The organism is Chitinophaga sp. CC14 (assembly GCF_048957795.1).
GTDB lineage: Bacteria > Bacteroidota > Bacteroidia > Chitinophagales > Chitinophagaceae > Chitinophaga > Chitinophaga ginsengisegetis.
Genome location: NZ_JARBFY010000005.1, coordinates 2,119,186 through 2,137,144, shown reverse-complemented (window position 1 = coordinate 2,137,144; position 17,959 = coordinate 2,119,186). Strand labels below are relative to the sequence as shown.

Sequence of the window (17,959 nt, the reverse complement as noted above, 5' to 3'; positions counted from 1 at the left end):
TATTCATTACTATGGAAAAACTGACCCAGCAAGAAGAAACGGCCATGCTGGCTATCTGGAAAGTAGGGAAAGGTTTTGTGAAAGACTTCCTGGAAGCGCACAGCGCTCCGGCGCCCCCATATACTACATTGGCTTCCACCATCAAGAACCTGGAGAAAAAAGGATTTGTGGAAAGCAGGAAGGTGGGTAACGTATATGAATACACGCCTGTTATGGAAGAAGCAGCTTATAAACAGAAGTTTATGAACGGCTTTGTGAAAGACTATTTCGAGAACTCGTATAAAGAGCTGGTGTCTTTTTTCGCCAAAGAGAAAAAGATCAGTCCGGCTGAGTTAAAGGAAATTATCAACATGATAGAAAAAGGTAAATAATAAAATTACGGCTATGGTACCTGCTATTTTAATATACCTCTTAAAGGCAAATATCGCGCTCACGTTATTTTTTCTCGCTTACCGCTTTGGTTTGCGCAGGCTTACCTTTTATACCGGGAACCGGTTGTTCCTGCTTACCGGTATTGCTTTTTCATCCTTGTTTCCCTCAATTCCCATCGATGCGTTTGTAAACAGGCATGAGGTGCTGGCGGATAATGTGATGACCTATGTGCCGGATCTTGCCGGCTGGCAGGCGCCTGCACCGGTGTTTACCATCTGGACATTGCTGGTGTATATCTTCTGGACAGGTGTATCTGTAATGGCTATACGTTTTTGTTTCCAGTTATTGTCGTTATGGAAGATACACCGGAGCTCGCAGCGCAGGGAAATAGCCGATATCCCTGTACAGGTGCTGCAGCAACCCGTGAATCCTTTTTCTTTCTTCCGGAATATTTATATCAATCCTGTGCTGCATCAGCCGGAGGAGCTGCCGGCTATACTGCGTCATGAAAAAGTGCATGTACAGCAATGGCACAGTGTGGATGTGGTATTGGGAGAACTCAACAACATTTTTTACTGGTTCAATCCCGGCGCATGGCTCATGAAAACAGCCATCCGTGAAAACCTGGAGTTTATAACAGACAGGTACCTGCTAAAGCAGGGCGTGGATAAAACCGCCTATCAATACAATTTAATTAAAGTAAGTGGGATCCCATATGCGACGGCCATCGCAAACAATTTCAATTTCTCACATCTAAAAAACAGGATCATCATGATGAACAGCAAAAAGTCATCACGTTATCAAATGGCGCGTTACCTGGTATTAGGACTACTGGTAGGGGGAACCGTTTTGTCGCTCAACTACACAAAGGCGCCTTCCGTTAATCCTTTTATCAGCAGTATCATTAAAGATACCGTACCACCGCCACCACCTCCGCCCGCGCCGCCCAAAGCACCGCGGCCACCTGCGCCACCCAAAGTGAAACAGTCACCACCTGCGCCGCCGAGGGTAATAAAAGATACCCTGGCACCTGTGCAAAAGGAAGGAAATGTAATCAGGCTTCGGGATGTGGATCCGGATAAAGCCCCGCTCTACATAGTAGATGGTAATCCAGTGGAATCAATGGAAGGCATTTCCCCGGATAATATCGAATCTATCAGCGTGTTGAAAGACAAATCAGCTACTGCAATTTATGGTCCCCGGGCAAAGAACGGTGTGATCCTGATTACCATGAAGAAGGATGTAAGGGTTGCACCGGCAACGGATACTGACCACAGCGCTGTTAAAGTGGTTGGATTCAAGACTGGTATTAATACCAACGGTAATGGTGTTCAAACGCTTCCGGCTAATGTATTACTGGTGGTAGACGGCAAAAAAATTACCCAGGAAGAAGCTAACAACATACCTGCTTCTTCTATCAAAGAAGTAAATGTTTACAAAGGAGGCAAAGCTACTATTTACAAAGGGGAAGCGCATCCGGAAGGTGTAGTAGTGATCACCACCAAAGCCAATCCGGGCGGAACAGTGAATCCAGGGGGTGTGATAAGGGTAGAATCTGATACCGTTATCGTAAAGTAATAAAGGCAACAGCCTATCTCACAAAAAGCCACGGTCCGCCACCGTGGCATTTTTGTTTCTGCACAACATTATTCCGCGGCAGCTGTTTATATAGGACTAACAATCCAACCGCTTATGTTACAGAAAGGCGAAATTGCTCCTGATTTCACATTGGAAGCCACTCCGGAAAGGAAGGTACATTTAAAGGACCTGCGTGGAAAAAATGTTATCCTGGCCTTTTACCCGGCCGACTGGAGTCCCGTATGCAGCGATCAGATGACGCTGTACAATGAAATGCTTCACTACTTTGAAAAGTACAATGCTGTGCTATTGGGTATTTCCGTAGATGGCGCCTGGTGCCATCACGCGTTTGCCAGCGCCCGCCAGATCCACTTCGACCTGCTCTCCGATTTTGAGCCGAAAGGCGCGGTTTCCATTGCTTACGGCGTATATGAGGAAAAGTTTGGCGTAAGCAAACGTGCGTTATTTGTAATAGATGCCAACGGCATCATTCAATGGAGCTATTTATCGCCGGTGAACGAAAACCCGGGCGCAGATGGCATCCTGGAAGCCCTGGAAAATCTCAAAAATAACTGATATGCCTACACTGATCCCACCGGTAAACGCATTGGACCATGTCCTCGGTGCACCCGATGCCACTATCGAACTGGTTGAATATGGCGACTTTCAATGCCCTTACTGCCGGGAGGCTTTTTTCGTGGTAAAAGAACTGCAGGAACGTTTTGCCCGCCAGCTCCGGTTTGTATTCCGCAATTTTCCATTGTCTGAAGCCCATGAATATGCGATGGATGCCGCATTGGCAGCAGAAGCCGCCGCTAAACAAAACCGTTTCTGGGAAATGCATGATGCCATTTACAACCGTCAGCCCGAATTAAATGAAGCCCTGTTGTTAACACTGGCAAAAGAAATGGGGCTGGATCTGCAGCGATTCACAGAAGACCTGGAGGCGCCCAAACTGCTGAGCAGGGTGGAGGCCGACTTTGAAAGCGGTGTTCGCAGCGGCGTAAACGGTACGCCTACTTTTTATGTAAACGGCAAACGGTACAACGGCGACTACCGTGAACTATCTTCATTTCTGGTCAAGTGAACGCACGCAGCGGAAACCCAGGTTCGCCAAACCGGATTCAGGTGTGCTTTTCATGCGTGCCGACACCCGGTATCCCCGGCAATATTCGTCACTGCACATAAAGGAACCTCCCCGGATTACGCGCTTGGCCTGGCCCGGATCGTCCGGATCAAACCCTGCTGCCGGTCCCGCCGGATTCTTCACTCCTTTTTCTCCCTGGATATAATAATTGGCATCGTACCAGTCTTCACACCATTCCCACACATTGCCGGACATGTCGTATAACTGGTAACCGTTAGGACTATACGATTTCACCGGGGCGAGACCGTAGTAGCCATCTGTTTTGGTATTATTGTAAGGGAAATTACCATTCCAGGTATTGGCTTTGGGCTTGCCGCTGGTTAAGGCTTCGGTTCCCCAGGGATATATTTTGCCCGACAGGCCGCCACGTGCTGCATATTCCCATTCAGCCTCCGTAGGAAGGCGTTTCCCGGCCCATTTGGCGTAAGCCTGTGCATCCAGCCACGACACCTGCGTAACGGGCTCATTTTCCCGCTTATCGATGTTGCTGGCTGGTCCTTCAGGATGCTGCCAGGTAGCACCTGCCACAAAGGACCACCACTGGGAAATATCATTGAAAGGAACCGCATGATCAGGAGGCGTGAATACCAGCGCTCCCGGCATCATCATGCTTGCCAATGCAGCGCTGTCGGGTTCCGGTGTTCCTGGCGGCAGGCTGGCCAGCAATTCTTCTTTACTGATAGGCTTTTCCGCAGTAGTTACATATCCTGTTGCGGCTACAAATCGTGCAAATTCGGCATTGGTCACTTCATGTTCATCCATCCAGAAACCGGCAATATCCACGGTGTGTTTAGGATATTCATCTGCCATACCGGTGGAGTCGTCGGCGCCCATTGTAAAAGTACCTGCCGGTACCAGTACCATTTTATTCAGCGAATCCTTTCCGGCAGCAGCTGGTTCCTGCTTCCCCGGATTCCCCGCGCAGGCGCTCAGAAATGCAAAGCCAAGCAATAGGTTTATCTTAAACATATAATATTTGTCTATCAATTTAGTAGGCTTTCAAAAATAATATATTAAAACAGCTTTTGCGAAATTTTCACCATCGCCTGTCCGGCCGCAAATGTCCCGTTAACAATTATATAATTAAATTTCCACGAAAACTGTTGTAAACTGCATGCTGTTTCGGGAGGCATTTGCCCCCGGTTACAGGTATTGCATATGCAAACAACTGCCATACCCTTTACCCGAAAGGATTTCGGGGATGATTTTCTCTGGGGGGTTACTATTTCCGCATTTCAGAATGAAGGTGCCTTCAATACCGATGGCAAAGGACCCTCTATTTGGGATACTTTCTCCGGCCGTAAAGGAAAGATCAAAGATAAAAGTCACGCACAGGTAGCCACCGATTTTTACAACCGCTATACACAGGATATACTGCTGGCAAAGCTATTGGGCTTTTCCGTGTTCCGTTTTTCACTGTCGTGGTCGCGCATCATGCCTAAAGGCACGGGTGCGGTAAATCCCGCGGGGATCGACTTTTACCACCGGGTAATAGATGCGTGCCTGGAGCTGGGGCTGGAGCCTTATGTAACGCTTTATCACTGGGATTTGCCCCAGGCGCTGGAGCATAAAGGCGGCTGGAGCCACCGGGGTGTTGTTTTTGCTTTTGAAGAATTTGTACGGGTATGCGCCCGCGAATTCGGGAATAAAGTGAAGAACTGGATTGTGATGAATGAGCCTTTCGGCTTTACGGCCTTGGGTTACATGCTTGGTGTACATGCACCGGGCAAGTTTGGGCTCTCCTGGTTTTTGCCGGCCGTGCATCATGCAGTGATGGCACAGGCGGAAGGTGGACGCGTGCTCCGGGAAGAAGTTGCCGGCGCCAATATCGGCACGGCGCTGTCCTGCTCACAGATTATTCCTAATAGCAACAGCGACGCCGACCTGATGGCGGCGCGTCGTGCAGATGCACTGTTTAACCGCCTGTTCCTGGAACCTTCGCTGGGGATGGGATACCCGGTAACGGATTTTCCGTTGCTCAAACGTATTGAACGCCGGTACGCCCTGTGGCGCGACTGGGACCGGCTGGCCTTTGATTTTGATTTTATTGGTGTGCAGAATTATTTCCCGCTGGTAGTAAAGTACAATACTTTTATGCCGGTGGTGAGAATCTCCGAAGTGAAGGCCCGGTACAGGAATGTGCCCTTAACAGGACTGGGCTGGGAAATTAACGGCAACGGGTTATACGAAATTCTCCGCCAGTTTGCCGGTTACAAAGGCGTAAAAAAACTGATCGTTACAGAGGGCGGAGCCGCCTTCCCGGATATACCCGGCGCCGATGGCCGCGTAGCAGATACTGCGCGCATCAGCTATTTCCAGGAATATCTTGCAGCGGTGCTGAAAGCAAAAAAAGAAGGGATTCCGGTAGATGGTTATTTCGCCTGGACCCTTACCGATAACTTTGAGTGGGCAGAAGGCTACCGTGCCCGCTTTGGCCTGGTGTACGTGAATTTTGACACGCAGCAGCGAATGATTAAAGACTCCGGCTACTGGTTCCGGGAGTTGTTGTCGACGGAGAAAGAATTGTAGTAGATGCGGATTTTGTCTTGGAACAGGATTACGCTGATTATACTGATTACCAGGATTTGAACCTTTTAGATTTTATAATGATTAAGGGAGATATAAGCGAATAGATTCGCCTGTATCTCCCTTAATCATTATAAAAAATCCGAAAAAATAAAATCAAATAAATCAGTATAATCAGCGTAATCCTGTTCCAGGACAATTTACAATCGCCGGAGGCGATTCCTATCTACTATTGCGCTAATCGTTTAAAGAACCAGATATCCCTTAAGCTGAAGTTAAATACAGCATTTACGTATGTTTCCTTCACCAGCGCAGTGCCTTCTTTGCCGCGTTGTCCGGCTTCCAGGCCAACATAATACCTTAGCTGACCATTTTTATTGGGGAGTGATACGCCCAATGTACCGGAGATATCGGTGATTTGTGTGCTGCCTACTACCAGCGGGGTTTTATTATAAGCAAATCCCGCCTGTAACACGGCTCCTTCAAAGCTTTGGTTATAGTACTGCCGTTTAATCGTATATTCTACACCGGTAGAATACCGTTCTCCATCCTGGTAGCGGTAGGTAGCGCCTTTTTCATTCAGTGAGTTCCACAGCGAGTGCCGGTAATCTGCTACCCAGGTAATGGTACCGTTGGTAAGACTCAAACCTGCACCATATTCTGCGGGCAGGGTAAAGAAAGAAGGATCTTCGTCTTTCTGGTATAACGAAGTGCCGTCCTGGTTAACAATATTCAGTTTTTCCTGGAGCTTCATCGTTGTTTCGAAGCGGTAAGTGGCGCCCAGTCCGAGTTGCCAGTCCTTGCCTATTTTTCCTGCATATTGTGCGCCTGCTGTAAAGTTAGGTTTGAATCCGTATTTGTTATGTTGTGTTTGTAAGGAGTCAGAACCAATATATTGGGTAGTATTCAGCGGTCCGAATAAGAAGGCGGTAGATATGCCGGCGGAGAAATTTTTGCTGATCTGGAAACCGTTGGAGATATAGGCCCGGTTAAACCCGCCGGTGCCGGTAGTGGTGGCGGTTACAGGGGTGCCTGTACCGGTTACAAACTGTTGGTTTTCCAGTTTGTAATCGATGCTGCTGAAGGGTGTAATACCTGCGCCGATGCCCCACCATTTGGCTGCTTTGAATCCGAGTGCGAGCCGTTTAAAATTGATATCCCCGGCGCTTTGTGAAATATTGTTGCCGCTGTAATTTATCTGCTGTGCTTTCAGCGACACGTCAAACATGAAGTTTTGCGGAGGCAGTGCGCTGTAAGAGGCGGGATTCAGTTCGTTGAGGTAACCGGAATGCCTGCGGCCGATGCCGGTGCTTCCCAGCCCGAAATTGCGGCTGTAATCCCTCGATTCCAGGTCGCCTATGCCATAGGCAGAGTAAATGGAATTGAGGCCGTGTTGTGCTTTTACAGTGGCTGTGCACAACAGGAGTATGATTAATCCGCTATATATTTTTATTCGCATGAGTATCCTTTATTTATACAACAGATAGTATAACTGTATTTTAAGCTGGTTTTGAGTATTCTTCTGATCGCCTGTAACCAGCCGGTCCAGCGTTGTTCTGCTGTCTGTAGCACTTGGTGTAAGCAGGAGGCCGCGGGAGTTGACGTCGCTGACGGTTTGTTCTTTTGTTACATAGCTGGTAATGTCAAAAGTGTAGTTGGTGTTTTTATCATACAGTTTATCTACAGTCAGTTGACCATAAGTAAGGGTATCTGTGACATCGTTCAGTTTATTTACTTCGCACAGCGCCATTCTTGGTGGCAGGCGGCTATCTGTATAAGTGCCCAGCACCGGTTTGAGCGTCATATATACTTTCATTATTTTAAAGAACTGCCCCATGTACACAAGGTTTTTGATATAGGGGATATCTATTCGTGTAGCCGATCCGGTGATAGGTTGTGTGAATACCCTGTTGCCGGTGCTGGCAGAGGAAAGTTCTTTAACGTTGCCGGCAAGCGGCGCCAGTGGCGTGCCGGTATGATCTGCTACTACCTGGTTGAATTGCAGGTTAGATGCCTGCATTTTAAAATCAACGTATTTAACAGTGGTGATGATTTCGTTAACGTGATAGTATAACCGCATCACGAGGGAGCTGTCTGTTGCGCTAAATCCGCTAACGGCTTTACTGTTGGGGCCACCTCTCACATTCAGTCCTTTAAAGAATTCCAGGAAGGTATTATTGGCAGTGATGTCCGGGCTTTTATCGCGCAGCATGCCAAACAGTTGGGCGCCCAGCTGATCGGACATATGCAGGGTAACGGTTTTGTCGGTACCCGGCCTGATAATGCCGCTGAAACTGCCTATCGGCGTGCTTTCTGTAGAGAAGCTGCTGTTGTTATACAGGTAGTAGAAATTTTTTGCGGTTTGTATGGTAGACGTTACCCGGTATACCTGGAGATCCTGTGGTATGGTGGAGTCGCCGGCGATATAGCCGTTAGGACGCATTATCAATACCATAGAATCGTATGCGGAGCCATTTACCGGGATATCTACTGCAGCGGGTTGCGCAATCTGGAAATAGGATTGTATGGTGGCGGTGCCAAACAGCGGGTCCACTCTTTTCCCGGCCAGTAATACTTCAGCCCCGGAAGTGGGTACAGAATCCTGCTGCACGGTTTTCACATTTACAGTGAGCGTGTCGGTCAGGATGTAATCCGTATTCTGATTATTATCTACAACATTATTATAGGTAAACCCGGTTTTTTGGCAGGAAGAAACAGCCGCCACCAGTAAAAGTGCGGGGAGGTATCTGCGTATGCCTCCTGCTGAACGCCTGAAAAATAAGTGATACATGGTATTGTTCATGGTGCGCAATTTTAGACAGGATCAATACTTTCAGTTCCTTTAATATGCCAATGGCCAAAATTCATCGATGAATAACGAAATATATCCTTTATGCCGCCAATAGCGTAGCAACAGGCATTTCAGCCGAAAGAAACCAACTGGTAGATGAAATAACGGTATCCGTCCGTTAAAAACAGGGGAACAGCTATTTCCTGTTTGCGGGAATGCTCCTGCGGATAATTTTGGCGCTAGTAAAAAGAACATGCTAATGCGATATTTAAAAGGTTATAGTTTATTATTGATGGCTTCCCTGGCGGCCTGTTCGAAAAGTTCAGATACCACTACGCTGGTGGGGAACTGGATGAAGCGCTCTCAATACGAAGGCGTGGCCAGGAGCTCGGCAGCTTCCTTCGTAATTGATAATAAAGCCTACGTAGGTACCGGCTATGATGGAACGGAAAGATTACAGGACTTCTGGGTATACGATGTGGATCTGAACCAGTGGACGCAGATAACCTCATTCCCCGGTGTAGCGAGGAATGGAGCAGTTGGCATGGCAATGGCCGGTAAAGGTTATGTGGGTACCGGTTACGACGGATTAAATAAGCTGAACGACTTTTACGAATACGATCCGGTTGCCAAAACCTGGACCAAAAAAGCCAACTTTAAAGGAACGGCCCGTTACGGCGCAGTGGCTTTTGCACTGAACGACAAAGGTTTTATTACCACCGGTTATGATGGCAACTGGTTAAAGGATAACTGGAAATTTGATCCTACTGCTCCGGATGCTACAGCGTGGACGCAGGTAGAAAGTATGAACAGCGGAAAGAGAACAGATGCTTCTGCTTTTGTGATCGGTAACAAAGCCTACGTTTGCATGGGTACTGCCAACGCAGCTAATGTAACCGACTTCTATTCATTCGACGGAACTACCTGGACTACCCTCAACCCGATCGCCAACGTAAACGACGATAGTTTTGATGATGACTATAACTTTGCAGGCAGCTCTGCTGCCGCTTTCTCCATGAAAGGCAAAGGCTACATCGTTTCTGGTATTAAAGGTGGCTATTCCGCCGCTGTATGGGAATACACGCCGGGTACCGACCGCTGGGTACAGAAAACCGATTTTGAAGGAGCTGCCCGCTCAGGAGCGGTTGGCTTTAGCCTGAAAGACCGTGGCTTCGTTGGACTGGGCGCCAGTTCCAGCCTCTCGCTCGATGATTTATGGGAATTTGATCCAAATGCAGAGTACAACAAAAATGACTAAACGTAATATCATTATCGTAGCTGGTATAGCCGTGATCGTATTGGCCTTTGTGGTGGGGAAATCTTACCGGAAAACCACACCCGGCCCGGGGTCGGATATGGTTCCGGTAGTAGTGGTGCCCTTTGAGATAAACAACGGATGGGGATACAAGGTAAATGTAGATGGACATACTTATATCTACCAGGATGTGATACCCGCTATTCCTGGTAACCATGTGTTCAGATCAAGAGAGGAGGCAATGCGTGTAGGGCAGGTGGTAGCAACGAAGTTGACACAACATAAAATACCATCGGTATCACGGCAGGAATTAATAGCCATGCAGATACCGGAAGCGCAATAGATTGTGAATGTGTTTTGTATGCAGGCTTTGTCTTTCACAGTTTTTTACTGAGAAAGACAAAGCCTGTATATGCCTGTTTTTAAGCTGTTTTTAATTTCTTTATTAAATTTAACAAACCCTTATATCGGATTAACAAATTTTAACACAAGCCTAACCCTATCTGGTGTAAGTTTATCGCATCAAACAAAGTGATGCTAAATTTTAAACGGATTATCAAAAGTCGTCCCTTCCTCATTTCACTGCACATCCTTGGCTGGGCGTGCTTTCTGTTTTTCCCATTTTTCATTTACCGCATCCAGATTCTGCATACAGGTTTCTTTATAAAAGAACTCATTGATAACCTGTTTCTCATCGGTATTTTTTATCTCAATATATATGTACTGATCCCCCGTTTTTTTAACGGGAAAAAGATTGCCATCTATCTCAGCAGCATCGTTTTACTGATCGTTTTTATCACGGCGCAACAGGCGGTTTTAAATTATTATTTCTTCCGGAATTATGCGCGCGGGCCACATCCGATGATGACGATACGCATGGATAGAAAATTTAACAAATCAGAAGTAACATCCGACGACTTTCCACCGTTTCACCGTCGTCGTATGATGATAAGGGAAAGATTGATGGGGGCAGACGCGCAGGCTATCCCCGCCAGCCAGGTAACAGAGGGGAAATCGGTCACCAACGATACCGCCGGTGTTGCCGTTGCAGGTATTGCCGCTGCTCCTCCGCTGCCCGGAGTGCCAATGTTGGAGCCGGATGCACCAACTATCCTGGAGTACCTGTTTTTTCCGGAAGTGCTGCGGAGGTCCGGATTTTTTGCACTGCTTATGTTGTTTATGAGCGGATTTATCAAGATTGCCCTGGAATGGTTTAAAAGCGAGAAACAACGGGAAGAGCTGAAAGTGGAAAAATTAAATGCGGAATTAAAATTTTTAAAGTCGCAGATTAATCCTCACTTCCTTTTTAACTGTCTAAATACTATTTACTCGCTGGCTCATAAACAATCGGCGCAAACAGAACATGCCATTCTGAAGTTGTCAACCATAATGCGTTATATGATCTATGAGTCCAATGAAGCCCGGGTATTGCTGTCGCACGAACTGAAATACCTTCATGATTACATTGAAATACAACGTTTACGGTTACCAAAGGATATAGAGATCAATTACCAGTTAAGCGGCAACGCGGATGGGGTAGAAATAGAACCGATGCTGCTGGTGCCTTTTGTGGAAAACGCCTTTAAACACGGGATCAGTTATACCGAAGATTCCTTTATAGATATAGATATTGCTACAACTGAAAATATGATCAGATTAACAGTTAAGAACAGTCACTTTAAAGAACGGGTAGCCGAAAGGGGAGGAATTGGCCTGGACAACGTATTAAAACGATTGGCATTGCTCTACGAGCATGAACATGAGATTGATATCACGGAAACCGAGAACCAATTTATTGTTGATCTTAAAATTGCGTTGAAAAAATGATAAAGTGTATTGCAGTGGATGACGAGCCGCTGGCGCTGGAAATCATGGAAGACTACATCCGTAAGGTTCCTTTTCTGACCCTGGCAGGTAAATTCGAAAACGCGGCCACCGCGTTACGCTTCATCCAGGACGAACCGGTAGACCTGGTATTCCTTGATATCAAAATGCCTGATATTACAGGGATCCAGTTCCTGAAATCCCTTAAATACCCACCAATGGTGGTGTTTACCACTGCCTACGGAGAGTATGCCCTGGATGGCTTTAACCTGGATGTGGTAGACTACCTCCTGAAACCCGTTCCTTTTGAACGCTTTCTGAAGGCCGCCGCCAAAGCCAGCGAAACATGGTCTGCTACCCAGCAGAAAAATGTAAGCGCCGGCAATAACGCCATCCCTATGGATGCCGCATGGGTAAATGACTACATCTTCATAAAAACAGAATACAAGATCATCAAGATCAATCTGGAAGACATTCTTTTCATCGAAGCACTGAAAGACTATACGAAGATCTATACACAAAACCTGCCGGTACTCACACTACGCAGCCTGAAATCATTTGAAACCCGTTTACCGGCCGATAAATTTATCCGGGTACACCGGTCGTACCTGGTTTCCCTTAACAAAATCAACTGCGTGGAAAAGAATACCGTGATGATCGCCAACCAGTCGATCCCTATTTCAGATGGGTACCGCGACCGGTTCTATGACGTGATTAACAGAAATTCATAATATATTTTCCCTTCGGGAGATGTGCATTAAAAGGTGGACAACGCGCTTCAACTGGTTTGGCGTGTTGTCTACCTTTTAAATTTCCGCTTATAAAAAACCAAAATCAAAAATCCCAAAATTTTCGGAACTTCGCTACCTTTTAAGACCACCAACCACCATTAATTATTTATTCTTTTATCAAAAACCACCAAACATTGGAAAGAATATACTTCGACAATGCAGCTACCACATCGCTGGATCCAGCGGTATTAGAAGCGATGCTGCCATTTATGACGGAAAAGTTCGGTAATCCTTCCTCTATCTATTCTTACGGACGGGAATCAAGACTGGGTATCGAAAATGCGCGTAAATCAGTCGCCAAAACATTAAATGCACATCCGGGAGAAATTTTCTTTACCTCCGGTGGTACAGAAAGTAGCAACACGGCCATCAATGCCGCGGTAAAAGATCTGGGCTGCAAGCACATTATCTCTTCGCCCATTGAGCACCATGCTACCCTGCACACCGTAGAATACCTGCATCACCACGATGGCGTAGCCCTTTCTTTTGTGAATGTGCTGCCTACCGGCCATATTGATATGGACCACCTGCGTGAACTGCTGCAGAATTCCGGGGAGCGCTGCCTGGTATCCCTCATGCACGCCAACAATGAAATCGGTAACCTGCTGGATATTCATGCCGTAGGGAACCTCTGCAAGGAGTTTGACGCCATCTTTCATTCAGACACCGTGCAAACCGTAGGTCACTACCCGTTTGACCTGCGCAATACCCCGGTACACTTCATCACCGGCGCCGGGCATAAGTTCCACGGCCCCAAAGGAGTAGGGATCCTGTACATCAACGAAAATGTTAAAATAACGCCTTTCATCCAGGGAGGCAGCCAGGAACGCAACATGCGCGCCGGCACTGAAAACCTGTATGGTATCATCGGTTTTGCAAAAGCCCTGGAACTGGCCACTATACACCATGAAGAGCATAGCGCGCATATTAACGGCCTGCGTATGTACATGGCAGAACAGCTGCAAAAACACATTCCTGAAGTAGCCTTCAATGGCGATTTGTATGGCCGTAGCCTTTACACCGTACTGAATGTGGCTTTCCCCAAGTCTGAGAAAACGGAGATGATCCTGTTTAATATGGATATCAACGGCATCTGCGCTTCCGGCGGCAGTGCGTGTACTTCCGGCGCCAATGCGGGATCTCACGTTATTCGCGCCATCAACAGCAATCCTAACCAAATTGCGGTTCGCTTCTCCTTCTGTAAAAATAACACCAAAGAAGAAGTGGATAAGGTAGTAGAAAGACTGAAAGAACTGATGTAATTGATCCGAACATAAAAAAAGGCAGCTAAGTATTTCTTAGCTGCCTTTTTTATTATATACCGTTTACACACTAGTGCATAAACTCCTTAATATCCTGCATGATTCTTTTGGCGATATTGTCTGCCGTAGTTTCATTCTGGCTTTCCGCGTAAATACGGATAATAGGTTCTGTATTGGATGTACGGAGATGTACCCAGTCTTTATCGAACTCTATTTTCAGTCCGTCTTCGGTATTTAAAGGCTGGTTTTTATACTTTACCTTGATTTTTTCGAAGATAGTTTTTACATCTACGCCTTTATCCAGCTCTATTTTATTTTTGGAGATGAAATAATCGGGATAGCTGTTGCGTAAAGCTTTGATGCTTTTTTTGCTGTGCGCCAGGTGGCTCAGGAACAGCCCGATACCGATCAGGGCATCACGGCCGTAGTGCAGGTCAGGAACAATGATACCACCATTGCCTTCTCCGCCGATCACCGCGTTGGTATCTTTCATTTTCTTTACCACGTTCACTTCCCCTACCGCAGATGGGGTATATTCACCGCCATGCTTCAGGGTTACGTCCTTCAGCGCCTGTGTGGAAGACATATTGGAAACGGTATTACCCTTTCTTTTGCTTAAAACGTAATCCGCTACTGCCACCAGGGTGTATTCTTCCCCGAACATGCTTCCATCTTCACAAACAAAGCACAAACGGTCTACATCCGGATCAACGGCAATACCGAGGTCGGCATTGGATTTATTTACTTCATTGGAAAGAGCGGTCAGGTTTTCTGCCAGCGGTTCCGGATTATGGCTGAATTTGCCGTTTACTTCCGCAAACAGCACTTCTACTTCTTCCACGCCCAGTGCTTTCAGCAGGGGCGGAACAAATAAAGCGCCGGTAGAATTTACCGCATCCACCACAATTTTGAAGTTGCGTGCTTTAATGGCAGGCACATCCACCAGCGGGTAGTTCACGATCAGGTCAATATGCTTCTGCAGATAAGAATCGTCGGCAGTGTAGGTGCCGAGCTTATTTACATCTGCAAAGTTAAAGTCTTCCTGTTCGGCTATTTCCAGCAGCTGTGCGCCGTCTTCACCGGAAATGAATTCGCCTTTGCTGTTCAGCAGCTTCAGGGCGTTCCATTCTCTCGGATTGTGGCTGGCAGTGAGAATAATACCGCCTGCGGCATTTTCCATCGTTACCGCCAGTTCCACGGTGGGGGTGGTGGATAAACCGAGGTCTATCACATCAATCCCAAGCCCGTTGAGGGTGGATACTACCAGGTTTTTTACCATTTCGCCGGAAATACGGCCATCACGGCCTATTACCACCTTACGGTTGTCTGTTTGCCGGCTCAGCCAGGTGCCGTAAGCGGCTGTGAATTTTACCACATCTAATGGAGAAAGTCCCTCGCCGGGCCTACCGCCTATGGTTCCGCGTATGCCGGATATCGATTTGATCAGTGCCACAAGATTCAATTTTAAAGGAAGGCAAATATAAAAAAATCCATTCCAGAAAACCTAATTATGAAAAGATGACCACGAATACACCGCTATCATTCCTGTTTTTCAATTTTCCGCCATCACTTTTCACTATATTTGCAGCTACGCTTTTCAAAAAACAGCTATACGTTACATGCAATACTCGTGGAAGAATATACCCCGGTATATTCGTTATGTGTTTGTTCAAACGCTTTACCTCTTCCTGCTAATGGTGATGTTCAGGGCTATATTTTACCTGTTCTTCTTTAAAACAACCATTACGGAGCATGCAGCGATACTCAAAGCCTGGAACCTGGGACTAAGATTTGATCTCCGGCTGGCACTTTACCTCATGATCCCCATATTGTTATTAACGCTGATTACCCGGAATAAATTTTTTACGTCCAGGGCTATACGTAATACCAATTTTGTCTATTTCTTCCTTATTTACCTGTTACTTACCCTTCTTTATATACTGGACCTCGGTCATTACGACTACCTGGGGCAACGTCTCGACCCTTCTGTATTGAGATTCCTGGCAAAAGGGGAGCGGGCAGACAATGCCCGGATGGTATGGCAAAGTTACCCGGTAGTGAGAGGCGCGCTGGGAATTTTTGTTTTCATGTTCCTTGTATACCGTTTGCAGAAGGCTACCTGGAAAAAATTTGCCGCCCAGCCGGTGATCTACCTGCGTAAATGGCCTTTTACCGGCTGTGTAACAGGCATGGTGCTGTTGTTTGCCGCAGGCATTTATGGAAACATCGCTTATTTCCCGCTGCGCTGGAGCCAGGCCATGTTTACCCGCGACAATGGCGTAACCAGCCTGGGACTCAATCCCATCCTGTATTTTGCATCCAACTTTTCTGTAAAAGGGGATACCTATAATTTGGAAGCCACCAAAAAATATTACCCGTCCCTGGCTGCCTACCTTAAAGTGGATTCCGCCGATGTGAATAACCTCAACTATGTGCGTACCGTTGCCGGCGACAGCAGCAGGCCCCGGCTCAATGTAGTATTGGTAATGCTGGAATCTACCGGTGCGGCAGTAACCAGTATGTATGGAAATCCCATGCAGGCCACGCCCAATATGCAACGCCTGGCAGACAGCGGCATCCTGTTTAAAAATTTTTATGTACCGGCCATCAGCACCGCCAAAACGGTATTTGGCGTGCACACCGGTTTGCCGGACATTACTGCGGTGAAAACAGCCAGCCGTCATCCTAAAATGCTGGATCAGCGCATTGTGATGGACCAGTTCAAAGGCTACGACAAACTGTACCTGCTGGGAGGAAATACCAACTGGGCCAATATTCGCGCGGTATTTACCAACAACGTGGAAGGTGTGCGCATTTATGAAGAGGGCATGTACAAATCCGGGAAGGCCGATGTATGGGGCATCTCCGATTATGACCTGATCACCGAAGCCAGTGGTATTTTTAAAGAAAATAATGATAAGAAGAAACCTTTTGTGGCCTTCCTCCAGCTGGCAGATAATCACCCGCCGTACACCACTACCAGCGGTGCCGGCGATTTTAAAAAGCTGACGGAGAAAGACCTGGACATGAAAAAGTTCAAACAATCGGGCTTTGTGTCGGTAGACCAGTTCAATGCACTGAGGTATGAAGATTATAACGTGGGACACCTTATTAATATGGCCCGTAAAGATGGCTATCTTGATAATACCATTTTTGTATTTTTCGGAGATCATAACTGCGTGCTTAATCCATACAGTTTTATGCCGTTGCCGGAATATGAATTATCCACCGGCGGCGTACATGTAACTGCATTTATGTATAGTCCGAAGCACCTGGCGCCACAACAGGTGAGTACCCCGGGAAGCTTGCTGGATGTATATCCTACAGTAGCGAAACTGGTGGGAATGCCGTATAAAAATTATACATTGGGCGTAGACCTGTTTGATAGTACCAGGGTGAACGATAAATATGTGTTCATGACTTACCTGCGTAACCAGATGCCTTTTTACGCTACATTGGGTGATCGTTACCTGTATGAAATCAACCTGGTCACAGATGCTACCGCACTGTATGATCTGAAAGGCGACCCGTTGAAGAATATCCGTGCCCAGCAGCCGGATACAGCGAAAAGCCTCGATAATTTAACACGTGGCTTTTACGAAAGCACCCGATATTTGATGTTTAATAATAAAAAATAGCTGTTAGCTTCTGCCTATAGCTGCACAAAATATGGAAGTAGATAAACTATGGTTTAAAGATTGGTTTAATTCTCCTTATTATCATCTGTTGTACAACAACCGGGATGACAGGGAAGCCGCGGCATTTATTGATAAGTTACTCACCTATCTGCAACCGGCGCCGGATGCGGAAATGCTGGATGTAGCCTGTGGAAGGGGACGGCATGCCAAATACCTGGCGGATAAAGGTTACTATGTAACCGGAATCGATCTTTCTATCGAAAGTATTAATATCGCAAAAAAGCTGGAAAATGATCACCTCAGCTTTTTTCAGCACGACATGCGTTTGCCTTTTTGGGTAAACTACTTCGATGTGGTGTTTAACTTCTTTACCAGCTTTGGTTATTTTGAATCGCAGCGCGACAATGATAACGCATTGCGTACGCTCAAAAACGCCCTGAAGCCGGGAGGCAAGCTGGTACTGGATTATCTGAACAGCAATTACGTAGCTGCTCACCTGGTGAACGATGAAGTAAAGGAAAAAGATAATGTAGTATTTGATATCCGCCGGGAACTGAAAGCGCATAAATTTATGAAGCAGATCAGTATCCTGGATAAGGAAAAGATGCGTCGCGCTACGTACACCGAAAGCGTGAATGCCTTTACCAGGCAGGAGTTTGAAACCATGTTCGCCAAACAGGGGCTCAAAATAACAGAAATATTCGGCGACTATCACTTTAACAGCTATGATGAACAGCGTTCGCCACGACTGATCATCATTGCCACAAAATCATAG

16 protein-coding genes are annotated in these 17,959 nt (G+C 46.7%); 12 read left to right on the top strand and 4 right to left on the bottom strand.

Translation table 11 applies throughout. The features are described from left to right. Positions 1-11 precede the first annotated feature (11 nt). From PV783_RS28120 to PV783_RS28105, 4 genes are all read left to right on the top strand, one after another. Positions 12-371 carry a BlaI/MecI/CopY family transcriptional regulator gene (locus PV783_RS28120; protein ID WP_079470564.1) on the top strand — a complete coding sequence of 120 codons (360 nt, stop codon included), beginning with the start codon at positions 12-14 and terminating at the stop codon, positions 369-371. Between the two features lie 13 nt (positions 372-384). Next, positions 385-1,950, top strand: a complete 1,566-nt coding sequence (locus PV783_RS28115) for a TonB-dependent receptor plug domain-containing protein (RefSeq protein ID WP_420990417.1) — start codon at positions 385-387, stop codon at positions 1,948-1,950. A 114-nt stretch (positions 1,951-2,064) separates the two neighbouring features. Then, complete coding sequence (locus PV783_RS28110; protein ID WP_111577763.1) at positions 2,065-2,526, top strand: redoxin domain-containing protein; 462 nt, start codon at positions 2,065-2,067, stop codon at positions 2,524-2,526. A gap of 1 nt (position 2,527) precedes the next feature. After that, on the top strand, positions 2,528-3,037 hold the full coding sequence (locus tag PV783_RS28105; RefSeq protein WP_420990416.1) for a DsbA family protein: 510 nt from the start codon (positions 2,528-2,530) through the stop codon (positions 3,035-3,037). Here the strand turns inward: PV783_RS28105 and PV783_RS28100 are convergent. Next, the gene (locus tag PV783_RS28100; RefSeq protein WP_420990415.1) at positions 3,020-4,066 is read right to left on the bottom strand and encodes a formylglycine-generating enzyme family protein; all 1,047 of its coding nucleotides are present in this window, start codon (positions 4,064-4,066) and stop codon (positions 3,020-3,022) included. The genes PV783_RS28105 and PV783_RS28100 overlap by 18 nt on opposite strands. Positions 4,067-4,255: 189 nt before the next feature. Here PV783_RS28100 and PV783_RS28095 point away from each other — a divergent pair, with 189 nt between their 5' ends. Next, complete coding sequence (locus tag PV783_RS28095) at positions 4,256-5,626, top strand: GH1 family beta-glucosidase (RefSeq protein WP_420990414.1); 1,371 nt, start codon at positions 4,256-4,258, stop codon at positions 5,624-5,626. Between the two features lie 226 nt (positions 5,627-5,852). Here the strand turns inward: PV783_RS28095 and PV783_RS28090 are convergent, their stop codons facing one another. Further along, on the bottom strand, positions 5,853-7,082 hold the full coding sequence (locus tag PV783_RS28090; protein ID WP_420990413.1) for a hypothetical protein: 1,230 nt from the start codon (positions 7,080-7,082) through the stop codon (positions 5,853-5,855). A gap of 9 nt (positions 7,083-7,091) precedes the next feature. Next, complete coding sequence (locus PV783_RS28085; protein WP_420990412.1) at positions 7,092-8,426, bottom strand: DUF4270 family protein; 1,335 nt, start codon at positions 8,424-8,426, stop codon at positions 7,092-7,094. 247 nt (positions 8,427-8,673) lie between these two features. Between PV783_RS28085 and PV783_RS28080 the strand changes: the two genes are divergently transcribed. The 5 genes from PV783_RS28080 to PV783_RS28060 all read left to right on the top strand — a co-directional run bounded on the left by PV783_RS28080 (position 8,674) and on the right by PV783_RS28060 (position 13,546). Continuing rightward, positions 8,674-9,672, top strand: a complete 999-nt coding sequence (locus PV783_RS28080) for a Kelch repeat-containing protein (protein ID WP_200817289.1) — start codon at positions 8,674-8,676, stop codon at positions 9,670-9,672. Beyond that, complete coding sequence (locus tag PV783_RS28075) at positions 9,665-10,012, top strand: DUF4907 domain-containing protein (RefSeq protein ID WP_420990411.1); 348 nt, start codon at positions 9,665-9,667, stop codon at positions 10,010-10,012. The genes PV783_RS28080 and PV783_RS28075 overlap by 8 nt, the downstream gene beginning before the upstream one ends. Positions 10,013-10,203: 191 nt before the next feature. Beyond that, positions 10,204-11,496, top strand: a complete 1,293-nt coding sequence (locus tag PV783_RS28070) for a sensor histidine kinase (protein WP_111577758.1) — start codon at positions 10,204-10,206, stop codon at positions 11,494-11,496. Then, a complete protein-coding gene (locus PV783_RS28065; protein WP_079470552.1) occupies positions 11,493-12,224 on the top strand; it encodes a LytR/AlgR family response regulator transcription factor in 732 nt (243 codons plus the stop codon). Before PV783_RS28070 ends, PV783_RS28065 begins: the two co-directional genes overlap by 4 nt. Positions 12,225-12,418: 194 nt before the next feature. Continuing rightward, on the top strand, positions 12,419-13,546 hold the full coding sequence (locus PV783_RS28060) for a cysteine desulfurase family protein (RefSeq protein ID WP_079470551.1): 1,128 nt from the start codon (positions 12,419-12,421) through the stop codon (positions 13,544-13,546). A 70-nt stretch (positions 13,547-13,616) separates the two neighbouring features. Here PV783_RS28060 and glmM read toward each other — a convergent pair whose 3' ends face one another. Continuing rightward, complete coding sequence (gene glmM, locus PV783_RS28055; protein WP_336386711.1) at positions 13,617-14,999, bottom strand: phosphoglucosamine mutase; 1,383 nt, start codon at positions 14,997-14,999, stop codon at positions 13,617-13,619. Between the two features lie 166 nt (positions 15,000-15,165). Between glmM and PV783_RS28050 the strand changes: the two genes are divergently transcribed. Both PV783_RS28050 and PV783_RS28045 read left to right on the top strand, forming a co-directional pair. Next, positions 15,166-17,184: an LTA synthase family protein gene (locus PV783_RS28050; RefSeq protein ID WP_420990410.1), complete on the top strand. Its 2,019-nt coding sequence runs from the start codon at positions 15,166-15,168 to the stop codon at positions 17,182-17,184. Positions 17,185-17,215: 31 nt separating this feature from the next. Further along, positions 17,216-17,959 (top strand): class I SAM-dependent methyltransferase, encoded by a 744-nt coding sequence (locus tag PV783_RS28045; protein ID WP_420990409.1) that lies wholly within the window; start codon positions 17,216-17,218, stop codon positions 17,957-17,959.

Excerpts from the sequence above, each read along its gene's own strand:
- PV783_RS28115 (WP_420990417.1), top strand. The coding sequence starts at position 385 with ATGGTACCTGCTATTTTAATATACCTCTTAAAGGCAAATATCGCGCTC.
- PV783_RS28070 (WP_111577758.1), top strand. The coding sequence starts at position 10,204 with ATGCTAAATTTTAAACGGATTATCAAAAGTCGTCCCTTCCTCATTTCA.
- PV783_RS28095 (WP_420990414.1), top strand. The coding sequence starts at position 4,256 with ATGCAAACAACTGCCATACCCTTTACCCGAAAGGATTTCGGGGATGAT.
- PV783_RS28045 (WP_420990409.1), top strand. The coding sequence starts at position 17,216 with ATGGAAGTAGATAAACTATGGTTTAAAGATTGGTTTAATTCTCCTTAT.
- PV783_RS28080 (WP_200817289.1), top strand. The coding sequence starts at position 8,674 with ATGCGATATTTAAAAGGTTATAGTTTATTATTGATGGCTTCCCTGGCG.
- PV783_RS28110 (WP_111577763.1), top strand. The coding sequence starts at position 2,065 with ATGTTACAGAAAGGCGAAATTGCTCCTGATTTCACATTGGAAGCCACT.
- PV783_RS28105 (WP_420990416.1), top strand. The coding sequence starts at position 2,528 with ATGCCTACACTGATCCCACCGGTAAACGCATTGGACCATGTCCTCGGT.
- PV783_RS28100 (WP_420990415.1), bottom strand. The coding sequence starts at position 4,066 with ATGTTTAAGATAAACCTATTGCTTGGCTTTGCATTTCTGAGCGCCTGC.
- PV783_RS28090 (WP_420990413.1), bottom strand. The coding sequence starts at position 7,082 with ATGCGAATAAAAATATATAGCGGATTAATCATACTCCTGTTGTGCACA.
- PV783_RS28050 (WP_420990410.1), top strand. The coding sequence starts at position 15,166 with ATGCAATACTCGTGGAAGAATATACCCCGGTATATTCGTTATGTGTTT.
- PV783_RS28120 (WP_079470564.1), top strand. The coding sequence starts at position 12 with ATGGAAAAACTGACCCAGCAAGAAGAAACGGCCATGCTGGCTATCTGG.
- PV783_RS28075 (WP_420990411.1), top strand. The coding sequence starts at position 9,665 with ATGACTAAACGTAATATCATTATCGTAGCTGGTATAGCCGTGATCGTA.
- PV783_RS28085 (WP_420990412.1), bottom strand. The coding sequence starts at position 8,426 with ATGAACAATACCATGTATCACTTATTTTTCAGGCGTTCAGCAGGAGGC.
- PV783_RS28065 (WP_079470552.1), top strand. The coding sequence starts at position 11,493 with ATGATAAAGTGTATTGCAGTGGATGACGAGCCGCTGGCGCTGGAAATC.